This window comes from Devosia sp. SL43, from assembly GCF_021729885.1.
GTDB lineage: Bacteria > Pseudomonadota > Alphaproteobacteria > Rhizobiales > Devosiaceae > Devosia.
Window position 1 is genome coordinate 3,590,011 of record NZ_CP063401.1, and the last position, 19,572, is coordinate 3,609,582.

The following is a 19,572-nucleotide window of genomic DNA, read 5'->3' on the forward strand; positions in this document are numbered from 1 at the left end:
CCTCGTGGTTCTGTTCTCGTGAAGGACTCGCACCTCACCATGAGGCTACTGGGATACCGAGTTAAAAGTAGTCCTCATGGTGAGGTGCGCCTCCTGGCGCCTCGAACCACGAGGGCGTGCCACTCAGCTCGCCTGAGCCATCTCAGCCCAGCCCTGACGCTTGCGGTAAATCGTCGACGGACTGATCTCCAACGCCGCAGCCGCGAGCGAGACATTGCCGCCGAAGCTGGTGATCGCATCTTCGATAATGCGCTGCTCCTGCTGCCACATCGGCAGGATGGCGGGGCGGCGCTCGGCGCGGGGCGTCTCGCTGACTGGTGCGAGGCCGCGCGATTCGATGTCGGCGGCACCGAGCATATGCGGGGTGATTTCGCCGCCATCGCACATCACGACCAGTCGGCGAACCAGGTTTTGCAACTGGCGCACATTGCCTGGCCACTCAGCTGATGTCAGCAGGCCAGCGACTTCGGACGAGAAGCCGGCAAAGCGCTTGTGCTCCTCGGCGGCATAGCGCTCAAGGAAGTGACGGGCCAGCACCATGATGTCGGTGGGCCGCTGCCGCAACGGCGGGAGATGGATGGGCAGGACATGCAGCCGGTAGAACAGATCCTCGCGGAATTTCTTCTCGGTGATGAGCTGCATCGGATTGCGGTTGGTAGCGCAGATGACGCGCACATCGACATGGCGCACGCCGGCCTCGCCGACCCGGCTCAGCGTGCCGGTCTGCAGAAAGCGCAGAAGTTTGGATTGAAGCGAGAGATCCATCTCGCCGATTTCGTCGAGAAACAGCGTGCCGCCATCGGCCAGTTCAGCCGCGCCCTTGCGGTCTTCGTGGGCCCCGGTGAAGGCGCCACGGGCAACGCCGAACAGCTCGCTTTCGAGCAAATCGCGCGGGATGGCGGCGCAGTTGATGGCGACCAGGCGCTTGCCCGCGCGATGACCCTTGGCATGCAGCGCTTCGGCACAGACATCCTTGCCGGTGCCACTTTCGCCGGTGATGAAGACGGGAGCCGACGACGCCGCGATACGGCCGATCTGCTCATAGACGAACTGCATGGCGCTCGATGAGCCGATGAAGCCGGCGAAATCGCTGAGGCCGGTGGCGCTGCGCGTGTCGATGCCCAGCGAGCGGCCCTTGCCGTGGCGTTCGGCCAGCTCGCCGATACGCGCCGCCATGGCTGGACCATTGATGGGCTTGGCGACATAATCATGCGCCCCGGCGCGCATGGCGCCCACGGCCGCCGAAACTGAGGCCCCGTCCGACAGGGCAACCAGCAGCGCGCCGCGCGATAGCCGGACCAGCCGCCCCACCGCGTCGTCGCTGCGCTCGGCCAGGTCGCCCAGGCTGGAGAGATCGGCGAGAACGATATCGAAATCGACGTCGCGCATGAGTTCGGCACCGGGCCTCCCGCCGGAAGCAACGGTAATGCGCGCGGCCTGGCCCAGGCATTGCGACAGGGTCTCTGTCACCATCTGGGCATGCGATTCGTCGCGGTCGATCAGCAGCAGCCGTCCGCCGGGCGCGCCATCGCTTCGAGTATGCATCGCCATGCGGCCCGGCCCTCGCGTTTGGATCAAGTGCAGTCCCCGGTGCGGCCGCCGCCGCTTTCCCGGTGTTGCAGGCGATTGTTGGGCAACAGGGTAAATAAACCGTTCCGCCCGTTGCAGATTGCGAACAGGAATGCCGCTTGATCGTGTTTGGCGCTGCCGGTAAGTCTCGCTGCATGCAAAAGGAATCTGCGACGGCTGGGTTTGGGCCTCTGGCACGCGGGGTCGCCCAGTCGGGCGTCCGCATTGCCAATGAGCGTGCGGTGCTGACGCTGATCGCGCAGAATCCGGGCGCGTCCAATGCCGATGTGGCGCGGATGACCGGTCTGGGACCACAGACCACCTCACGCATTGTCAGCGAGCTCGAATTGCGCGGGCTCATCACCCGCGGCGATGTGCTGCGCGGACGGCGCGGCCAGCCAGCAACGCCGCTATTTCTCGATCCGCATGGGGCCTACACAATCGGGGTCGAGATCGGCTGGCGGCATCTGGAAGTGCTGCTGTTCGAGATGAGTGGCAAAACGCTGGCCAGCGTCCGGCGCAGCCATGCCTGGCCCGATGCGAACACCATTTTTGCCGACGTCGCGGCTGAGATTGCTACGATCCAGTCCGGTATGTCCGATATGCAGCGGCAGCGGCTTGCCGGCGTCGGCGTTGCCAGCCCGTCCTACATCGAGCGCAATATTGGCCGGCTTGGCGCGCCCGATGAGCAGAAGGCGCTGTGGCAGGGCCTCGACATTGCCGGTCGCCTGGAGCGCGACACCGGGCTGCCGGTCCATTGGTTCAACGACGGCAGCGCCGCCTGCTGGAGCGAGTTGATCGCCCAGCCCACACCGCGACCGCTGGGATTTGCCTATATGCAGGTCGGCACCTTCGTGGGCGCCGGTATCGTGGTGAATGGCGACCTGTGGGAAGGGCCGTCGGGCAATGCCGCCAATCTGGGCGCCATCATGGTCTCCGATGCCGATGGCAAGCCGACCTACGTGCACCTGGTCGCTTCGTTGATCGCCCTGCAGCAGCAGCTCGAGAAGGTCGGCCAAAGCCTGCCGTCGGGCAGCCCACTCAACTGGGACTGGGACGCGATGGAGCCTGTGGTGACGCGCTGGCTCGACCGTGCGGGCCTGGCGCTGGCCAAGGCCGTGATCAGCACGCGGGCGGTGATCGAGCTCGACAAGGCCATCATCGATGGGGTCATGCCGCGGGTAATCGTCGAGCGCCTGCTCGAACGGGTGCGCTACCATATTGCCGAGCTGCCCTCTCTGGCGAGCGAACGGCCGCAGGTCGGCATGGGTCATCTGGGCGCCTCGGCTGCCGCAACGGGTGCGGCGCAACTGGTGCTGTTCCACCAGTTCTTCTCCCGGGCCTGGAACCTGTTCGCCACCTGAACCTGCAATTAGCCTTGGAAGAGCCGGAGCGCCGCTTTTGCCGCTCTCGCTGCGATGCTATGAGGGTGAGCCGAATCCCGGCAATCGAAGAGGCAAAAGGTCCGCCCGTGCAGGCACTGGTCTACACGTTCATCGCCCTTGCCGCGGCCGGCGTTGGTGCCGCCGCCTATTTCGGCCTGATCTTCACGCCTGCGGAAGCCATTCTCGCTGCCGTCGTCTTCGGCTGCGCTTGCGTCGTGCTGATGGAGCGGGCCCTGCGCCAGCGTGCGGAAAACCGGCTCGAAAAGGCCATCGAGGACCTCTCGCGCTTGCTGGCCACGGACGCCCAGGCGGGCGCGGTGCTCGGCCAGCGCATCAATGCCATGGCCGACGTCAATGCCGGAGCGCGGCTCGAAGGTGTCGAGGCCGATATCTCGGTGCTGGGCACAGTCATCCGCCAGGTGGCCGAGGCGGTCGCCGAAATGGAAGATCGCGCGGCCAAGCCTCAGCCCGTGGGTCGCGACCGCATGATTGCCGCCGCGCCGCCGCCACGCGCGACGTCCGCCCGCGAAATCGAGCCGGTCATCCCGCTCGAAATGCTGCGCCAGGCCGTCGGCGAGAACCGGCTGATCTACCACATCCAGCCGGTGGTGACCCTGCCGCAGCGCCGCCCGCAGGGCTATGACCTGGTGCCGCGCCTGATGCTCGAAGATGGCGATCTGGCCGATCGCGCCGACTTCATGCCGCGCCGTGGTGGCGAAGACGTGCTGCGCCATATCGAGGGCATTGGCCTGGTCGAAGCCATCACCATTTCCCGCCGCGCCCGGACCAGCGGCCAGCCCATCACGCTCTACCTCCCACTGTCGCGGGCCACGCTGGGCGATAGCGATGCTTCCGAGCAGCTGATCGCTTCGCTCGAGGCCAACCGCGCCATTGCACCGGGGCTGATCTTTGCCATCAACGAGACGGACTGGCAGAGCCTGACCACCGGCGAGCGGGCCATTGCCGATGCGGTTGCCAAGAAGGGCGCCGGCTTCTCGCTGGTCAACGTCAAGTCGCTGCGCGTCGACGTCGCCGAGCTGGCCGGGCAGGGTGTGCGCTCGCTGCGCATCGATGCCGCCCGCTTCATCGAGGAGCCGGAGGTCTATACCGACTTCCATGCCTCGGACATCGCCAATTACATCGCCCGTTTCGAGGTCACCCTGCTGGCCACCGGCATCACCACCGAGCGGCAGATCGTCGAATTGCTGGAAGACGGCATTACGCTGGTGCAGGGTCCCCATATCGCGGCGCCAGGACCAGTGCGTCCCGACTTGATGGTCGAAGCCGGCCGCCCCGCCGCCCCGCAACTGCGCCGAGCCGAGTTCTAGCACCACGCCCTTGCAAGGCAGTGATACCGGGCCGCATGTCCGTTTCCCCTTGATCCCGAGGGGCAAGCTGCCACATAGAACGGCCAACCTCTTCGCATCGGAATCGCGATGACCAATCCGCTGCCTACCATTTCCGGTCTTGCCGACCTCGCGGGCTGCTATGACGCCGTGTTGAGCGACGTCTGGGGCGTGGTGCATAATGGCGTTGCCGCCTTCCCCAGTGCAGTCGACGCGCTCACCCAGTTTCGCAAGGCGGGCGGCAAGGTGGTGTTCATCACCAATGCGCCGCGGCCATCGGCGCCGCTGATCGAGATGCTCGATCGCCTGGGTGTCGACAAGCCTGCCTACGACGCCATCGTGTCGTCGGGCGATGCGACGCGGGTGATGATCGCCAAGTATCGCGGCAAGGCCATCCATCATGTCGGTCCACCCACCGAGGACGACGCACTCTATGAGGGGCTCGACGTGCGCCGTACTGGCGCCGATGAGGCCGAAGTGGTTGTCGTGACCGATCTCGACACCGACGACGACACGCCCGAAATGTATCGCGAGCGCGCTAAGCTCTGGCTCAGCCGCAAATTGCCGATGATCTGCGCCAATCCCGACCGTGTGGTCGAGCATGGCGACAAGATCGTCTATTGCGGTGGTGCCTTGGGCGACCTCTATGCCGCAATGGGCGGCATGGTGCTGATGGCCGGCAAACCCTACCAACCGATCTATGAGGAAGCGTTCCGCCTCGCCGAGGTTGCAGCCGGTCGCTCGCTCGACAAGTCGCGCGTGCTCGCCATTGGCGACAGCGTGCGCACCGATGCGACGGGCGCCGCGCAATTCGGCATCGACCTGCTCTTCGTCACCGGTTCGATCCATGCCGCTGAGCTCGATGCCTTCGGCAAGCCCGATCCCAGCGCCATCGCCGATCTCGTGGCGCCCAGCCGCGCCCATCTGGCCGGCTTCCTGCCGCGTCTCGCCTGGTAAGAACATGTCTCAGTTTCAGCGCCTTGCCGATCTCGATGCTGTCCCCGCAAACCTGCGCGGTGCCTATGTCGCGATTGGTAGCTTTGACGGCTTTCACCGGGGCCATCAGACAGTCCTGGGCACGCTAAAGGCCCGCGCCGCCGAAGCCGGTGTGCCAGCCGTGGTGCTGACCTTCGAGCCCCATCCGCGGGACGTCTTCGCGCCCGCGCCCTTCATGTTCCGGCTGACGGAAGGCGACGAGAAGGCGCAACTGGCAGAAGCCCTCGGTCTGGACGCCATTGCCATCCTCAATTTCGATCGCGCCTTCTCGCAGATTGAAGCGGAGGACTTCGTTTCGCGGTTCCTCGTCGATGCACTTGCTGTGACCGGCGTTATCGTCGGTTCCGATTTCCATTTCGGGCGCCAGCGTCGCGGCACGCCGACCTTCCTCAAGGCTTCCGGCGACGCGCATGGCTTTGCCGTCGAAACGCTGGACCTGATGGACGAGGGCGACGAGGTCATTTCCTCGTCCCGCATCCGTGCGGCCCTATCGGAGGGGGCGGTCTCCGCCGCCAACCGGCTGCTCGGCTATCACTGGTTTTTCGATGGCTGCGTGGTCAAGGGCGATCAACGCGGCCGCGAGCTGGGCTATCCCACCGCCAATACGGTGACCCATGCCAATTTCCAGCTGGCGCAGGGCGTCTATGCCGTGCGGGCCAAGCTGGGCGACAGGCTGCTCGACGGTGTCGCCGCCTTCGGCAAGCCCATGTTCAACAACCAGCGTCCACCATTCGAGACGCATCTGTTCGATTTCGACGAGGACATCTATGGCCAGACCATTTCGGTGGCGCTGATCGGCCATATCCGCGGGCAGGAAGTGTTCAACGGGCTGGACCAACTCATCACTGCCATGGACCGCGACAGCCGCAAGGCGCGCGATATTCTTGCCGCTGCAGAACCGCTGAGCGAACTCGATCGCAAACTGGGCTTCTTCCGCTAGTCGGGTTCGTCCAGCGTATCGAGCAGCAGCCGCACCAGCTCGGCCTGGCGCCGCACGCCTGTCTTGTCAAAGATGCTCGACAGTTGCGTCCGCGCCGTCGACAGCGACACGCCCCGGCTTTCGGCTGCCTCTTGCCGCCCACCGGATTTGGCGATCTCCCAGGCGAGAGCGGCCTCGGCCGGCGTCAGGCCGAAGCGGGCGCGCAGCCGCTGGCTCCGCTGCTCCAGCCTTGTATCGCGGTCGGTGATGAAGATCAGCGCAACCTGCTGATCGAAGCCCGGCCACCAGGCCGTGGCTGGGAAGGGGATGCACATCAGCGACAGCGGGCTGCGTCCGGCGCTCCGCGTGATCGTTATAGTGGTGCCGCTGCTGTCTGCTGTCCCCCGCTCGCAACTGGCCAGCGCCCGTTCGAGGGTCTTGCTTTCGTCAGGGCGATCGCAAGTCAACTGACCACCCTTCAGGCGCAGTCCATCCCCGATGCCAAGTATGCGCTCGGCCATCGCATTTGCCGTCGAGGCCAGGCGACTGCGGTTGACCACCAGAACACCGCGATCGACATATTCGAGCGCCGCCATGGCGCCCACGCCAAGCGCGCGTGTCTGGTGGAGAATCTGGTTCAGCTCGAAAGCACGGCGCAGATGTGGCGCGACCCGCTCCAGCAGCTGATATCGCTCCTGATCATAGTCATTGCGGCCCGACACCATGACCGTCGCCCGCCATCCGCCGTCCGCTGCCAGATTGAGCGCGCCGCCGGCAAGGTAGCCCTGCGGCTTGCACCATTCGTTGAAAAAATCCGAACTCTCGAAGGCACCCTTGTTCATCACCATGTGGTCGAGCACGACCTTGCCAACCGGCTGACCGAACACCGCCATCTGCATGGGATTACGCGCATGGTAATACTCGGCATAGCTGCGCACGTAGTCCGGATCGGTGCGCGCCGAAATCAGCATGGGCACCTGAGCCGAGGTCTGGCCGCCCATGGTGGCGTCGATGCTGCCAGTAGCGTCGGCAAGTTGGGTCAGCGCCGCCTGCCAATGATCGGGCCGGCCAGCTGCCTCGTAAATGCTGTCGATCAGTCGGAGTACGTCGTCCACAAGCTACCACTGCCGTTCAAGGCAATGGACACCGATCTTGTTGGATTTGCAAGGGCTTGCCGGGAAGTGCTGCACGGCCTGCTTCGCATAAGCATCGAACGAGTGTTCGATGCGCTCGAGCTACACGAATCCTACCTTCGGGCATCGAAAGTATAGGAAATGGACTCATGCCCCTGTCAAAGGCCGCCGCGCGACGGCGCAAAGTGATCGCGCTCACCCTTTCGGTTTCGTTCGTCGCCGCACCGCAGGTCAACGCCTTCCAGGATGTGGTCGAGGGGACACGCTACTTCTTCGAATGCCTCGGGCTGATGGTGGGTGACCCCAATGAGCATGCAGTCGAATGCCTGCCCAACCGCGTCGTTAGCTCGGGACCTCTAGTCACCCAAAGTGGCGGTGCGGGCGGCCCCGATATCGTGGCTCCGCCGCCGCCGGTGGTCATCCCACCGCCGGCTCCGCCGCCGGTGCCCGTCGATCCGTGCGTCTGCGGCTGTCCAACCTAACAGCTGATGACCAAGCCTCGCGTCCTTCTCGCCTGGGAAGGTGGCGCCGGTCGCGGCCCTATCGTCACACTCAAGGTTGTCGCCGAGGCGCTCGGCGATGCCTGCATCTATGACGCTGCGCTTTGTCGCATGGATCACGCCGCCGAAATCGCGCCGCTCTGCGAACTGGCCTTTCCCGGCGCCGTGTTGTGGCACAATGAGACCAGGCGGCGCGAGGCCGGCAACCCCAAGGCTGCCACCTGGGGCGAATTTCTCGGCGATCTCAATTTTGGTGATCCGCAGTTCCTCATTACCCAGGTCGGCTGGTGGTTGACCACGATTAAGGCGCGACAGAGCAATCTGCTGGTCGGCGATTTCTCGCCGGTTGCGCTGCTGGCGGCGCGGCTTGCGGGCATCGCAGCGGTTGCAGTCGGTACAGGCTATTCGGTGCCCCCAGCGGATATGGACACGTTTCCCGTGCTCATTCCGGAATTTGCCACCCGGATCTACGACGAGGCCACGCTGGTCAAAACCGTCAATGCCGCGCTGGGACATTTCGGCGGCCTGCCCTTGTCGCGCCTGCCGGATATCTACGCGCAGGCGCTGTCGATGCCGCGGACTATTGCCGCGCTTGACCCCTATGTGGGCCTGAGATCGGAGATGCCCTTGCCCCCGCTCAATACGGCGCTGCCGCGCCTTGAGGGGGGCGGCGACGAGATATTCATCTACTTCTCGACCTCGGAGCGCGATGACGCGGAGCTTATGGCGGCTATCCTGTCGCTCGATGTTCCAGTGCGGATATACATGCCCGGCATTACCGTGGAACTGGCCAGTCAACTCGCTGCGGCCGGCCATGTTGTGGAGCGCGCTGCGGTAGCGGCCGAGGATATCGGTCGCCGTTCACGCCTGATGCTGCATGCTGGTCAGCATGGCAGTCTTTGCCTGGGTCTGGGCCTGGGGCTGGTGCAGATTGCATTTCCCCAGCATCTCGAACAACTGTGCCACGCCCGCGCCGCCGAGGCGCTGGGCACTGTCGATATCATCGAGAAAAACCGGCTCGACAGCGATGGCATTCGCGCGGCGATCCTTCGCGCCTATCACGATGCCGATCGGCAGCAGCTGGCCCGCGCGGTGTCGGACCGCCTCTATCCCAGCCTGTTCGGGGATATTCATGCCTTGGTGCGCGAGCGCATCCTGCCCTTGCTGGCATAGCGCTACACCCCAAATCAGGCTTTGCCCCCTGCGCCCTGCCTTGCTAAAAGGCGCACCAAATCTCCCAACCGATTGCCGTTCCATGACCGATACTGCTGCGGGCGCCGCCGAGACCGACTATTCGGCGACCCTTTTCCTGCCGGAAACCAACTTCCCCATGCGCGCCGGGCTGCCCGAGCGCGAGCCAGGCTGGCTCAAGCGCTGGGAAGAGATGGATATCTATGCGCTGCAGCGTGAGCAGGCCAAGGACCGTCCGATCTTCACGATCCATGACGGCCCTCCCTATGCCAATGGCAACATCCATATCGGCCACGCGCTCAACAAGACGCTGAAGGACCTTGTGTCCCGCTCGATGCAGATGATGGGCTACAACTCGGCCTATGTGCCGGGCTGGGACTGCCACGGCCTGCCGATCGAATGGAAGATCGAGGAACAGTACCGTGCCAAGGGCAAGGACAAGAACGAGGTTCCGGTCGTCGAATTCCGCCAGGAATGCCGCACCTTTGCCGAGCAATGGGTCGACGTGCAGCGCGAGGAATTCAAGCGCCTGGGCGTGCTTGGCGAGTGGGACAATCCCTACCTGACGATGAGCTTCGACGCCGAGGCGCAGATCGCGCGGGAGTTGATGAAGGTGGCCAGCACCGGCCAGCTCTATCGCGGGTCCAAGCCTGTGATGTGGTCGGTCGTCGAGCGCACGGCGCTTGCCGAGGCCGAGATCGAATATGCGGATTATGAGAGCGACACGATCTGGGTGAAGTTCCCGGTGAGCCGGTTTGGCGGGGTCGAGCCCGCTTCCGGAAGCGGTGTTGTAAGGCCTTATGTGGTGATCTGGACCACGACGCCCTGGACCATCCCCGCCAACAGGGCGATCTCGTTCTCCAGCAAGATCGCCTACAGCCTCTATCGCGTCACTGCTGCCCCTGAGGGCAACTGGGCGGCGGTTGGCGAGCAATATGTTCTTGCCGACAAGCTGGCAGCCGAAGTCATGCAGAAGGCCAAGGTCGAGGCCTATGAACGGGTCTTCGCAGTCAAGGCGGACATGCTCGCAGGGACTGTGACCGAGCATCCGCTCCGTGGTCTTGGCGGCGGCTACAACTTCGATGTTCCGCTCCTCGACGGCGAACACGTCACCGATGACGCCGGTACCGGCTTCGTCCACACTGCTCCGGGCCATGGCCTCGACGACTTTGGCATCTGGATGGATTCAGCTCGCCTCCTCGGCGAGAAGGGTATCGACACCGCCATTCCCTACATCGTCGGCGACGACGGTTTCTACACGTCCGAAGCTCCCGGCCTCGAAGGTGCGCGTGTTATCGATGACAACGGCAAGAAGGGCGACGCCAATAACCGCGTTATCGCGGCTTTGGCCGAGCGCAATGCCATGGTCGCCCGCGGCCGCGTCAAGCATCAGTATCCCCATTCCTGGCGTTCCAAGAAGCCGGTGATCTTCCGCAATACGCCGCAGTGGTTCGTCTATATGGATCGCGATATCGACGGCAAAGCGGGCGATACGCTGCGTCACCGCGCGCTCAACGCCATCGACGCCACCAAGTTCTACCCATCAGCCGGGCAGAACCGCCTGCGCGCCATGATCGCCGATCGCCCGGACTGGGTGTTGTCGCGTCAACGCGCCTGGGGCGTGCCGATCACCGTGTTCGTCAACAAGGCGACCAACGACATCCTCAAGGACGATCTGGTCAATCACCGTATCGCCCAGAGCTTCGAAGAAGAGGGCGCTGACGCTTGGTACAAGCCCGGCGCGGCCCAGCGCTATCTCGGCGACGGCTACAAGGCCGACGACTACGAGATGGTGACCGATGTGCTCGACGTGTGGTTCGACTCAGGGTCAACTCACTCCTTCGTGCTGCGCAACAAGCAAAAGTGGCCGCATCTGAAATTCCCGGCCTCGATGTATCTCGAAGGCTCCGACCAGCATCGCGGCTGGTTCCATTCGTCGCTGCTCGAAAGTTGCGCCACCAATGGCCACGCCCCCTATGAAAGCGTGCTGACGCACGGTTTCACCATGGATGGCGAAGGCCGCAAGATGAGCAAGTCGCTGGGCAATACTGTCGCCCCGCAGGACATCATCAAGCAGTATGGCGCCGATATCCTGCGCCTGTGGGTGGCGTCGTCCGACTATTCGGAAGACCTGCGCCTGGGCAAGGAGATCATCCAGACCACCGTCGACAGCTACCGCAAGCTGCGCAACACCCTGCGCTGGCTGCTCGGCAATATCGCGCACTACCAGCCGTCCGACGAAGTCCGCTTCGAGGATATGCCCGAGCTCGAAAAGCTCATGCTGCACCGGCTTGCGCAGCTCGATGCGCAGGTGCGCGGCGCCTACAAGGAATACGACTACCGCAAGATCGTCACGGTGCTGACGAACTTCATGAACATCGAGCTTTCGGCGTTCTACTTCGACATCCGCAAGGACACGCTTTATTGTGACCCGATCTCGTCAGTAAAGCGCAAGGCGTCGCTGACGGTACTCAATCACCTGCTCGATTGCCTCACCGCCTGGCTGGCGCCGATCCTGGTGTTCACCATGGAAGAGGTGTGGCTGGAACGGCATCCGGAAGCCGGCTCGTCGGTGCATTTGCGGTTGTTCCCGGAAGTGCCAAGCGAATGGCTCAATGACGAGCTGGCCGCCAAGTGGCAGCTCGTTCGTGCTGTCCGCCGCGTCGTGACCGGTGCGCTCGAAATCGAGCGCAGGGAAAAGCGCATTGGTTCGTCCCTCGAGGCCGCCCCGCGCGTGATCATCTCAGACGCCCGCCTTGCTGCTGCAATCGACGGGCTCGACATGGCGGAAATTTCCATCACGTCGGCCATCGTCATCGATACGACAGGTGGCGTGCCGGCCGATGCCTTTGTGCTTGATGACGTGCCGGGTGTCGCCGTGGTGGCTGCCCTTGCCGAAGGCACACGCTGCGCCCGCTCGTGGAAGGTTCTGCCCGAAGTCGGCAGCGATCCGCAGTTCCCCGATGTGTCGCTGCGCGATGCCCAGGCTTTGCGCGAACGCGCGGCAGTGGGGCTTTAGCGGCTTGCCCGTCGCGCAGTATCACCCCCTCCCAGCCTCCCCCATCAAGGGGGAGGTGCCGCTCGGTGGGTGGGGCACGAGTTGGTCAAGTACACTGAACTCCACCTCCCCCTTGATGGGGGAGGCCGGGAGGGGGTGTGGGGAGCCCCGATGAACCTGAAGTCCCTCACCAATCCCTCGATCTACTTCTCACTCACCATGGCGATCCTCGCCTTCGGCATTGATAGGGCGCACAAGGCGTTCCAGGTCTCGGCCGATTGCATCGCTATAGGCGCCGCGCCCTGCATCGAGGTCTTCACCAGCTACATCCCCTTCGCCATGACCGGCTGGCGTGGTGGCGAGGTTGTCCGCGTCACCGACTTCTTCGACTATGTGCTGGTCTGGAATACCGGCATCTCCTACGGGCTGCTCGACGGCCTGCCGGTCTGGGGGCTGGGCATCGTCATGCTGGTCGCCATTGTGGCACTGGCCATCTGGTGGGTACGGGCCGACTCGGCGTTGATCCGCATGGGGCTGGCGCTCTGTATCGGCGGCGCATTGTCCAATGCCCTTGATCGCCTGCTCTATGGTGCGGTGGCCGATTTCTTCCACCTGCACTGGGGCACGTGGTCGTTCTACATCTTCAACCTGGCCGATGTCGCCATCACGCTCGGCGTCATACTGTTGCTCGCAGACCTCATCGGCCTGGGCCGCGCGCGGAAAACGGCGACGTAACGGCCTTCGAACACGTTGCTGCCAGAATCTGGCCTTAGGCGGCAGAATGGGTTATAAGCGCCGCCGACATCTTGAAGGACGTTTCATGCGTATTGGTTTGACCGGGCAGCGGGCTGCTCTTGGGGCCTCCCGGGTTGGTTTGGCTTCGATGGCTCTCGTGATGGCTCTGGCTCTGGGCGCCTGCACCACGGTCGAAGGCACGAACGCGATGACCGACGTCGGCACGTTCGAACGCGAAGTGATGAACACGACGGCGGCCGGTCTCGGCCTCATTCCCGGCCAGGCGCCCAAGGAAGACCTGACCCAGGCGCGCGCGCCGCTGGTGCTGCCCGCATCAGGCCAGGCCCTGCCGCCACCGACCCAGGTGGCCGCCGCCGCTCAGTTGCCTGCCAATAGCGACACGGTACAGCTCGACACGAGCAGCCTGACCGAAGCCGATATCCAGCGCCTGCGCAATGCCAAGGTCGTCGATCTGCGCTCGCTTTCGGGCCGCCCGCTGACCGAAGCCGAGGCTCGCGCACTGACAGCCCGCATGCAGGCCGCCAATATGAGCGTCAGCGTCAATACCGACCGTCCTCTCTACCTGCCACCGGAAGAGTATTTCACCCGCGTCGGCGATGCTGAGCTGGTCTGCGCGGTGGGCAATGGCGAGGTGGTCTCGATCAACGATCCGAAGTGCCCCGAAGCGGTGCGACGGGCGTTGCGGGCACAGAATACCACCACGCCGACCAGCAGCGGACCGATCGGATCCGCCCCCAGCAGTATGGGCGTGGGTGGCAGCAACGGCATTCTCGGGAACTAGTTTCCCTGACCTCATCGACTTCCGGCGGCTGGGTGTTTCATCCGGCCGCCATCGTTTTCCGCGCCGCCCATCCGGGTCCCGCATGACATGAAAGACTATTCGCCATGAGCGATACTGCCCCCGCCAAGCCCGACACCGGCGACCGTCTCGCCAAGGTCATTGCCCGCTCGGGGCTGTGCTCCCGCCGCGATGCCGAGGTGTGGATCACCGAAGGCCGCGTGGTGGTCAATGGAAAGAAGGTGCTGACCCCCGCCTTCAACGTCACCGATCGCGACAAGATCATGGTCGACGATGCCCCGCTTGCGGCCCGCCAGGGTACGCGCGTCTGGCTCTATCACAAGCCGGCGGGCCTGGTTGTCACCGAGAAGGACCCAGAGGGTCGCGAGACGATCTTCCAGCATCTGGAAACTCACGGCCTGCCACGGGTGGTGACCGTCGGTCGCCTCGACATCAATACCGAGGGACTGCTGCTGCTGACCAATGATGGCGGCCTCAAGCGGGTGCTCGAACTGCCTGCCACCGGTTGGCTACGCCGCTATCGTGTGCGCGCTCATGGCAGCGTGACCCAGGCGGCGCTCGACAAGCTCAAGGATGGCATCGAGATCGATGGCATCAAGTACGGCTCGATCGAAGCGACGCTCGAGCGCGAGCAGGGCTCCAACGTCTGGCTGGTGCTGGCTCTGCGCGAAGGCAAGAACCGCGAAGTCAAGAATGTGCTGGGTGCGCTGGGCCTCGAGGTGAACCGGCTGATCCGCGTCAGCTATGGTCCGTTTCAGCTCGGCGATATCCCTGTTGGCGGCGTTGAAACCATCAAGGCCAAGATGCTGCGCGACCAGCTCGGCAAGAAGCTGGCTGAAGCCGCTGACGTGGACTTTGACAGCGAAATGCCGCCCGAAGCCAATGCGCTGGAAGGCAAGCCGACTCGCGATCGCCTGACCGGCCGCGGCACCAATACGGTCGAGATCGCCCGTCAGCGCTTCCGCTTTACCGATGGCGCTGAAAAGACCGAGGAAGAAATCCGCGAGGAACGCCCGCGCCAGGATCGTCCGGGCCGCTTCGACAGCCGCAAGCCGGCACCCAAGCGCGATGAGCGCCAGGACGACGAAGACATGGCACCGCCGCGCAAGGTGCATTTCGACGAAGACGGCCGTGCGCCGGAAGACTTTGTCGCCAAGCGCAACACCCGTATCGTCAAGCGCCCTGATCGTGATGACCAGTCGGCCAAGAGCTTCGGCAAGGCCGCCCCGCGTCCGGCCGGCGGCAAGAGCTTTGGCGACAAGAAGTCGTTCGGCGAGAAGAAGGCCTTTGGCGACAAGAAATCGTTCGGCGACAAGAAGCCCTACGAGAAGAAGAGCTTTGGCGACAAGCCGCGCGGTCCGCGTCGCGATGACGATCGCCGTCCCGCCGGCGCGCGTCCTGAGCGCGATTTCGGCGATCGTCCACGCGGCCCGCGCCCCGAAGGGGGCTCGCGTCCGCCGCAGGGCCGCGAATTCACCGGCACGCCACGCGGCCCGCGCCGCAGCGATGCTGGTGCAGCTGGCGAACGTCCGGCGTTCGCGCCGCGCGTCCGGCCCGACAGCGAGCGCGGTGAAGGCGCCGCCTTCAAGGGCGAGGCCAAGCGCCCCGGCCGCAACTTCTCGGACAAGCCCGCGCGGTTCCGGACCGATGCAACCCGCTCATCGCCCGCCGAGCGCCCGCAGCGTTCGGATCGCCCCGCGCCGCGTAGCGATCGCCCGACGCGCCCCGGTCGGGACGAGTTCGGCAGCGAGGCCAAGACCTATGGCAAGCCGCGCATGCGGGCCGACGGCAAGCCCATGCCCAAGCGCGATGGCGCCGCCCCGGCGCGCGGTCCGCGTCCCGGCGGCAAGCCCGGTGGCTTTGCTGGCAAGCCGGGTGGTCGCCCCAGCGGCGGCGCTGGCCGCCCCAGCGGCGGCGCTGGCCGCCCCACTGGTGGCGCAGGTCGTCCTTCGGGCGGTGGTCGCCCATCCGGTGGGGCAGGGCGCCCCAGTGGCCCGCGTCGTCCCAAGGCCTAGGCCATGCGCATCGTCGCCGGCAAGTTTCGCGGCAAGCAGCTGCTCTCACCGTCGGACGATTCCATTCGCCCGACGGCCGACCGCGTCCGCGAATCGATGTTCAACATTCTGGCGTCGCGGCTGGGGCCGGTGCTAGACGGCATCCGCGTACTCGACCTGTTCGCCGGCACCGGCGCGCTCGGTCTCGAGGCGCTGTCGCGCGGCGCCAGCCACGTTACCTTCGTCGATATCGGCGCCGAGGCGCGTGGCCTGATCCGCGATCACATCGAGGCCTTCGGGGCAGGGGGCATCACCAAGCTGCTGCGGCGCGACGCGACCGATCTCGGCGTCCCCGGCACATTCGGCAAGTTCGACCTGGTGTTCCTCGATCCGCCCTATGGCAAGGGCCTGGGCGAGCAGGCACTGGCCGGCATCGCCGCGGGTGGCTGGCTGGCGGATGGGGCAACTATCGTGTTCGAGGAAAGCGTCGAAGCGGCGGTCGAGATGCCGGACGGGTTCACGCTGGAGGATCGTCGGGAATATGGGGCTGCGGCGGTGCATTTTTTGAGGTTTGGGCAGGTTTCTTAGCCAGTACCCCCACCTAACCTCCCCCTGATAGGGGGAGGGACAGATCGAGTTTTTGGCGCGATCGAGGTCCACTCACCGGTCGGATTCCTCCCCCTTCAGGGGGAGGTTAGGTGGGGGTATTATTCCTTACCCCGCCGCGCAAACCCCACATTTCCCGCGGATTTCCATCGTCGTCCGCTCGACCTTGAAGCCCTTGGCCCCGGCCCACTCGCCCAGTCGATCTTCGATCACGGCGTCGGCGAATTCATCGACCTTGCCGCAGCCGTCGCAGATGGCGAAGGCGATCAGGCCCTTGCGATGGCAGTGCTCGTCGGCGCAGGCGACAAAGGCGTTGAGCGATTCCAGCCGGTGGGCCAGGCCGCGTTCGACCAGCTTGTCGAGCGCCCGATAGACCTGCAACGGCGCCCGCAAGCCGTCGCCGCGCAGCTTGTCGAGCAGTTCGTAGGCTGACAGCGGCACATCCGCATGCGCCAGCGCGCCCAGCACCAGTCCCTGATTCTTGGTCAGATCGGGGGCCCATACGTGGTCGTGGCCGCTATGGTCGTCGTGTGAATGTGCCATTGTCTGCCTGCTTTCGCGTCAGTCTACTTGCCGGCCATTGCCGGCACCAGCAATCCTACATTGTGCTTGAACATGTCGAGATAGGTTGCCGCGCCCTGGTCGGGTCCTGACAGGGCATCGGCGAAGAGCTCGCCACCCACGGTCGCGCCGGTCTCCCGCGCGATCTGCTCGATCAGCCTGCCGTCGCTCATATTCTCGACGAACAGCGCCTTGACCCCATCGGCCCGGATTTGCTCGATCAGCTTGCCGACATCGGCGGCTGACGCTTCGCTATCGGTCGATATGCCCTCCGGCGCCAGAAACTGCACGCCGTATTCCTCGCCGAAATAGCCGAAGGCGTCGTGCGTGGTGATCACCTTGCGCTGCGCCGCCGGCACCGTGTCGATATCGGCGATCACCTGCGCATCGAGCGCGGCGATTGCGGCGGAGTAGGCCTCGGCATTGCTTTCATAGATCGCGCAGCCATCCGGATCGACCTGGCATAGGCCGGCCGCAACGTTCTTCACGTAGAGCAGGCCATTCTTGAGGCTCTGCCAGGCATGTGGGTCGGTCTCGCCATGGTCGTGGCCATGGTGGTCTTCGCCTTCGGCATGGTCTTCCTCGGCCATGGCATGGGTCACGACGCCCTCACTGGCCACCACAACCGGACCGGCAAAGCCGGTTGCTTCTTCGAGCCGGTCGAGCCAGCCTTCAAAGCCCAGGCCGTTGACGAAGAAGATGTCGGCCTGGCTCAGAGCCTGCGCATCGGCGGGCTTGGGCTCATAGACATGCGTGTCGGCATTGGGGCCTACGATCGTGGTCAGCGCCACCCGGTCGCCCCCGACATGGGCGACGATATCGCCCAGGATCGAGAAACTGGCCACAGCCTTGATCTCGGCCGCCGATGCCGGCAGTGCCAGGCTCGATGCGAGCAGTCCGATTGCGAGACGCTTCAAAGACATAGTCGATCTTCCTTCAATAGTGAGCGGTTCTGCCGCTCGGAACGTCAGGCCACCCGATGCCGGGCCGGCCGCATGTTGCCCGCGATTACCCCGCGCCTGCCGAACAGCAGCGAGAGCAGGTAGATCGTCCCGGCGACCAGAATGATTGCCGGACCCGAGGCAACGCTCAGGTGGTAGGAAACCAAGAGGCCGAGATAGCTCGACAGCACCGCGATCAGCACGGCCAGCCCACAGGTGGCCTCGAGGCTGCGCACCCAGAACCGCGCGGCAGCGGCCGGCAGCATCATCAGCCCTACGGCCAGCAGCGTGCCCAGCGCCTGGAAGCCGCCGACCAAGTTCAGCACCACCAGAGCGAGAAAAATCAGGTGGACCGGATGCCCGGCCTTGCTGACGCTGCGCAGGAAGGTCGGATCGAGGCATTCCGCCACCAGCGGACGCCACACCAGCGCCAGAGCCACCAGGCTGACCGTCACGATGGCGCCGATCATGATCAGGGCATCGTTGTTGAGCGCCAGCACCGTGCCAAATAGCACATGCATCAGGTCCACGTTGGACCCCTTGAGGCTGACCAGCATCACGCCCAGCGCCAGTGAAATCAGATAGAAGGCCGCCAGCGAATTGTCTTCGCGCTGGATGGTGAAGCGCGACACGAGGCCCGCCAGCACGGCCACGATCAGGCCCGCCGCGAAGCCGCCCAGCGTCATCGGCAGGATGGCGAGGCCGGAGACGAGGAACCCCGCCGCTGCGCCTGGCAGGATGGCATGGGCCATGGCGTCGCCCGTCAGGCTCATGCGCCGCAGCATCAGGAACACGCCAACCGGCCCGGCGCTCAGCGACAGTATGATGGCGCCGGCCAGTGCTCGGTTCATGAAGCCGAATTGCACGAAGGGTGCGAGCATCAGGTCATAGAGGCTCAATGCGCTGCTCCATCATGATGGTGGTGGTGGGCATGTTTGGGGTCATGGGCATGTTCATGCCAGGGCGCATGCTCGTCCCAGGCTTCCACCATCTGCCGGGCCTTGCGCAGGTTATCCGCCGTCAGTGCTGCCGAGGTATCGCCCCAGGCGATCGGCTCGCGGGCCAGCAGCAGTGTCTGTGGAAACGCCTGGCGCACGAGATCGGCATCATGCAGCACGGCGATGACGGTGCGCTGTTCGCCATGCCAGTGCCGGATCAGCGCCGTCAGGTCCGTCACCGTACGCTCGTCAATGGCCGCGAACGGCTCGTCGAGCAGGATCACCGGCGCATCCTGCACCAGCACCCGCGCGAACAAGGCCCGCTGCAACTGCCCACCCGACAGCGTGTCGATGGGCCGCTGCTCGAAGCCCACCAGCCCCACCGCTGCCAAGGCTTCTTCCATGACCTTGCGATCCACGCCGCGAATGGCAGCGAACAGCCCGCGCCGCTTCCAGAAGCCCAGCGCCACCAGATCCGCCACCACAGCCGGAAAAGTGCGGTCGATCTCGGCGCTTTGCGGCAGGTAGGCGATATCGCGCCGATCGAACCCGTCGAGCACCACCCGGCCGCCCAGCGGCTTGATGGCGCCGGTCATGCCCTTGAGCAGCGTCGACTTGCCCGACCCATTCGGGCCCATGATGGCGGTCAGCGACCCCCGCGCAAAGGCTCCGTCCAGGTGATGCACAGCCGGATGCCCATCATAGCCCAGCGTCAGGTCGTCGATGCGGATCGCGCTCATGACTGCACCAGAAACCACAGCACCAGCCAGATCAGCCCGATGACCGGCAGCACGATGCCTATCCGCGCCAGAGCGCTCATCTGCGCCAGGCCGATACGGCGTGAGCGCGAAACCGCGCTGGAATGGGGGTGCTGATGGGTCATGGGGCTTCTACAAGCGAGCGCCGATATTCGGCAGGGAGGCGATGTAACGTAATAACA

Annotated in this window: 18 protein-coding genes; 11 read left to right on the forward strand and 7 right to left on the reverse strand. The window is 64.8% G+C overall.

The annotated features are described in order from the left end of the window. Positions 1 to 123: 123 nt before the first annotated feature. Positions 124 to 1,551, reverse strand: a complete 1,428-nt coding sequence (locus IM737_RS17555) for a sigma-54-dependent transcriptional regulator (protein WP_236896209.1) — start codon at positions 1,549 to 1,551, stop codon at positions 124 to 126. Between the two features lie 173 nt (positions 1,552 to 1,724). On the opposite strand from IM737_RS17555, the gene IM737_RS17560 reads away from it, so the two are divergent. The 4 genes from IM737_RS17560 to IM737_RS17575 all read left to right on the forward strand — a co-directional run bounded on the left by IM737_RS17560 (position 1,725) and on the right by IM737_RS17575 (position 6,236). After that, positions 1,725 to 2,933 (forward strand): ROK family transcriptional regulator, encoded by a 1,209-nt coding sequence (locus IM737_RS17560; RefSeq protein ID WP_236896211.1) that lies wholly within the window; start codon positions 1,725 to 1,727, stop codon positions 2,931 to 2,933. A 107-nt stretch (positions 2,934 to 3,040) separates the two neighbouring features. Next, positions 3,041 to 4,282, forward strand: a complete 1,242-nt coding sequence (locus tag IM737_RS17565; RefSeq protein WP_236896213.1) for an EAL domain-containing protein — start codon at positions 3,041 to 3,043, stop codon at positions 4,280 to 4,282. A gap of 108 nt (positions 4,283 to 4,390) precedes the next feature. Beyond that, entirely contained in the window at positions 4,391 to 5,257 is an 867-nt protein-coding gene (locus tag IM737_RS17570; protein WP_236896216.1) for a TIGR01459 family HAD-type hydrolase, read from the forward strand. Positions 5,258 to 5,261: 4 nt separating this feature from the next. Then, entirely contained in the window at positions 5,262 to 6,236 is a 975-nt protein-coding gene (locus IM737_RS17575; protein ID WP_236896218.1) for a bifunctional riboflavin kinase/FAD synthetase, read from the forward strand. On the opposite strand, the gene IM737_RS17580 is transcribed toward IM737_RS17575, so the two are convergent. Next, positions 6,233 to 7,330 carry a helix-turn-helix transcriptional regulator gene (locus IM737_RS17580; RefSeq protein WP_236896220.1) on the reverse strand — a complete coding sequence of 366 codons (1,098 nt, stop codon included), beginning with the start codon at positions 7,328 to 7,330 and terminating at the stop codon, positions 6,233 to 6,235. The genes IM737_RS17575 and IM737_RS17580 overlap by 4 nt on opposite strands. 167 nt (positions 7,331 to 7,497) lie before the next feature. Here IM737_RS17580 and IM737_RS17585 point away from each other — a divergent pair, with 167 nt between their 5' ends. The 7 genes from IM737_RS17585 (at position 7,498) to rsmD (ending at position 16,174) form a co-directional block, all read left to right on the forward strand. Next, positions 7,498 to 7,830, forward strand: a complete 333-nt coding sequence (locus IM737_RS17585) for a hypothetical protein (RefSeq protein ID WP_236896221.1) — start codon at positions 7,498 to 7,500, stop codon at positions 7,828 to 7,830. 6 nt (positions 7,831 to 7,836) lie between these two features. Continuing rightward, a complete protein-coding gene (locus IM737_RS17590) occupies positions 7,837 to 9,021 on the forward strand; it encodes a hypothetical protein (RefSeq protein ID WP_236896223.1) in 1,185 nt (394 codons plus the stop codon). Positions 9,022 to 9,103: 82 nt separating this feature from the next. Then, on the forward strand, positions 9,104 to 12,058 hold the full coding sequence (gene ileS / locus IM737_RS17595; protein WP_236896225.1) for an isoleucine--tRNA ligase: 2,955 nt from the start codon (positions 9,104 to 9,106) through the stop codon (positions 12,056 to 12,058). Between the two features lie 150 nt (positions 12,059 to 12,208). Next, positions 12,209 to 12,772 (forward strand): signal peptidase II, encoded by a 564-nt coding sequence (lspA, locus tag IM737_RS17600; RefSeq protein ID WP_236896227.1) that lies wholly within the window; start codon positions 12,209 to 12,211, stop codon positions 12,770 to 12,772. 148 nt (positions 12,773 to 12,920) lie between these two features. Then, a complete protein-coding gene (locus IM737_RS17605; protein ID WP_236896229.1) occupies positions 12,921 to 13,574 on the forward strand; it encodes a hypothetical protein in 654 nt (217 codons plus the stop codon). Positions 13,575 to 13,678: 104 nt separating this feature from the next. Next, complete coding sequence (locus IM737_RS17610) at positions 13,679 to 15,607, forward strand: pseudouridine synthase (RefSeq protein ID WP_236896231.1); 1,929 nt, start codon at positions 13,679 to 13,681, stop codon at positions 15,605 to 15,607. A 3-nt stretch (positions 15,608 to 15,610) separates the two neighbouring features. Then, positions 15,611 to 16,174 carry a 16S rRNA (guanine(966)-N(2))-methyltransferase RsmD gene (gene rsmD / locus IM737_RS17615; RefSeq protein ID WP_236896233.1) on the forward strand — a complete coding sequence of 188 codons (564 nt, stop codon included), beginning with the start codon at positions 15,611 to 15,613 and terminating at the stop codon, positions 16,172 to 16,174. A gap of 126 nt (positions 16,175 to 16,300) precedes the next feature. Here rsmD and IM737_RS17620 read toward each other — a convergent pair whose 3' ends face one another. The 5 genes from IM737_RS17620 to IM737_RS17640 are packed head-to-tail and all read right to left on the reverse strand — an operon-like array spanning position 16,301 to position 19,515. Next, complete coding sequence (locus IM737_RS17620; RefSeq protein WP_236896235.1) at positions 16,301 to 16,735, reverse strand: Fur family transcriptional regulator; 435 nt, start codon at positions 16,733 to 16,735, stop codon at positions 16,301 to 16,303. 23 nt (positions 16,736 to 16,758) lie between these two features. Next, the gene (locus IM737_RS17625) at positions 16,759 to 17,676 is read right to left on the reverse strand and encodes a metal ABC transporter substrate-binding protein (RefSeq protein WP_236896237.1); all 918 of its coding nucleotides are present in this window, start codon (positions 17,674 to 17,676) and stop codon (positions 16,759 to 16,761) included. 44 nt (positions 17,677 to 17,720) lie between these two features. Then, positions 17,721 to 18,575 carry a zinc ABC transporter permease AztB gene (gene aztB, locus IM737_RS17630; RefSeq protein ID WP_236899957.1) on the reverse strand — a complete coding sequence of 285 codons (855 nt, stop codon included), beginning with the start codon at positions 18,573 to 18,575 and terminating at the stop codon, positions 17,721 to 17,723. A gap of 14 nt (positions 18,576 to 18,589) precedes the next feature. Next, positions 18,590 to 19,372 (reverse strand): zinc ABC transporter ATP-binding protein AztA, encoded by a 783-nt coding sequence (gene aztA / locus IM737_RS17635; RefSeq protein WP_236896240.1) that lies wholly within the window; start codon positions 19,370 to 19,372, stop codon positions 18,590 to 18,592. Further along, positions 19,369 to 19,515, reverse strand: coding sequence for a hypothetical protein (locus IM737_RS17640; protein WP_236896242.1), 147 nt, complete (start codon positions 19,513 to 19,515; stop codon positions 19,369 to 19,371). Before IM737_RS17640 ends, aztA begins: the two co-directional genes overlap by 4 nt. Between the last annotated feature and the right edge of the window lie 57 nt (positions 19,516 to 19,572).

What these genes read in the sequence shown, in the direction of transcription:
- IM737_RS17555 (WP_236896209.1), bottom strand. Translation starts at nt 1,551, where the DNA reads ATGGCGATGCATACTCGAAGCGATGGCGCGCCCGGCGGACGGCTGCTG.
- IM737_RS17560 (WP_236896211.1), top strand. Translation starts at nt 1,725, where the DNA reads ATGCAAAAGGAATCTGCGACGGCTGGGTTTGGGCCTCTGGCACGCGGG.
- IM737_RS17570 (WP_236896216.1), top strand. Translation starts at nt 4,391, where the DNA reads ATGACCAATCCGCTGCCTACCATTTCCGGTCTTGCCGACCTCGCGGGC.
- IM737_RS17575 (WP_236896218.1), top strand. Translation starts at nt 5,262, where the DNA reads ATGTCTCAGTTTCAGCGCCTTGCCGATCTCGATGCTGTCCCCGCAAAC.
- IM737_RS17585 (WP_236896221.1), top strand. Translation starts at nt 7,498, where the DNA reads ATGCCCCTGTCAAAGGCCGCCGCGCGACGGCGCAAAGTGATCGCGCTC.
- IM737_RS17590 (WP_236896223.1), top strand. Translation starts at nt 7,837, where the DNA reads ATGACCAAGCCTCGCGTCCTTCTCGCCTGGGAAGGTGGCGCCGGTCGC.
- ileS (WP_236896225.1), top strand. Translation starts at nt 9,104, where the DNA reads ATGACCGATACTGCTGCGGGCGCCGCCGAGACCGACTATTCGGCGACC.
- lspA (WP_236896227.1), top strand. Translation starts at nt 12,209, where the DNA reads ATGAACCTGAAGTCCCTCACCAATCCCTCGATCTACTTCTCACTCACC.
- IM737_RS17605 (WP_236896229.1), top strand. Translation starts at nt 12,921, where the DNA reads ATGGCTCTCGTGATGGCTCTGGCTCTGGGCGCCTGCACCACGGTCGAA.
- IM737_RS17610 (WP_236896231.1), top strand. Translation starts at nt 13,679, where the DNA reads ATGAGCGATACTGCCCCCGCCAAGCCCGACACCGGCGACCGTCTCGCC.
- rsmD (WP_236896233.1), top strand. Translation starts at nt 15,611, where the DNA reads ATGCGCATCGTCGCCGGCAAGTTTCGCGGCAAGCAGCTGCTCTCACCG.
- IM737_RS17620 (WP_236896235.1), bottom strand. Translation starts at nt 16,735, where the DNA reads ATGGCACATTCACACGACGACCATAGCGGCCACGACCACGTATGGGCC.
- IM737_RS17625 (WP_236896237.1), bottom strand. Translation starts at nt 17,676, where the DNA reads ATGTCTTTGAAGCGTCTCGCAATCGGACTGCTCGCATCGAGCCTGGCA.
- aztB (WP_236899957.1), bottom strand. Translation starts at nt 18,575, where the DNA reads ATGCTCGCACCCTTCGTGCAATTCGGCTTCATGAACCGAGCACTGGCC.
- aztA (WP_236896240.1), bottom strand. Translation starts at nt 19,372, where the DNA reads ATGAGCGCGATCCGCATCGACGACCTGACGCTGGGCTATGATGGGCAT.
- IM737_RS17640 (WP_236896242.1), bottom strand. Translation starts at nt 19,515, where the DNA reads ATGACCCATCAGCACCCCCATTCCAGCGCGGTTTCGCGCTCACGCCGT.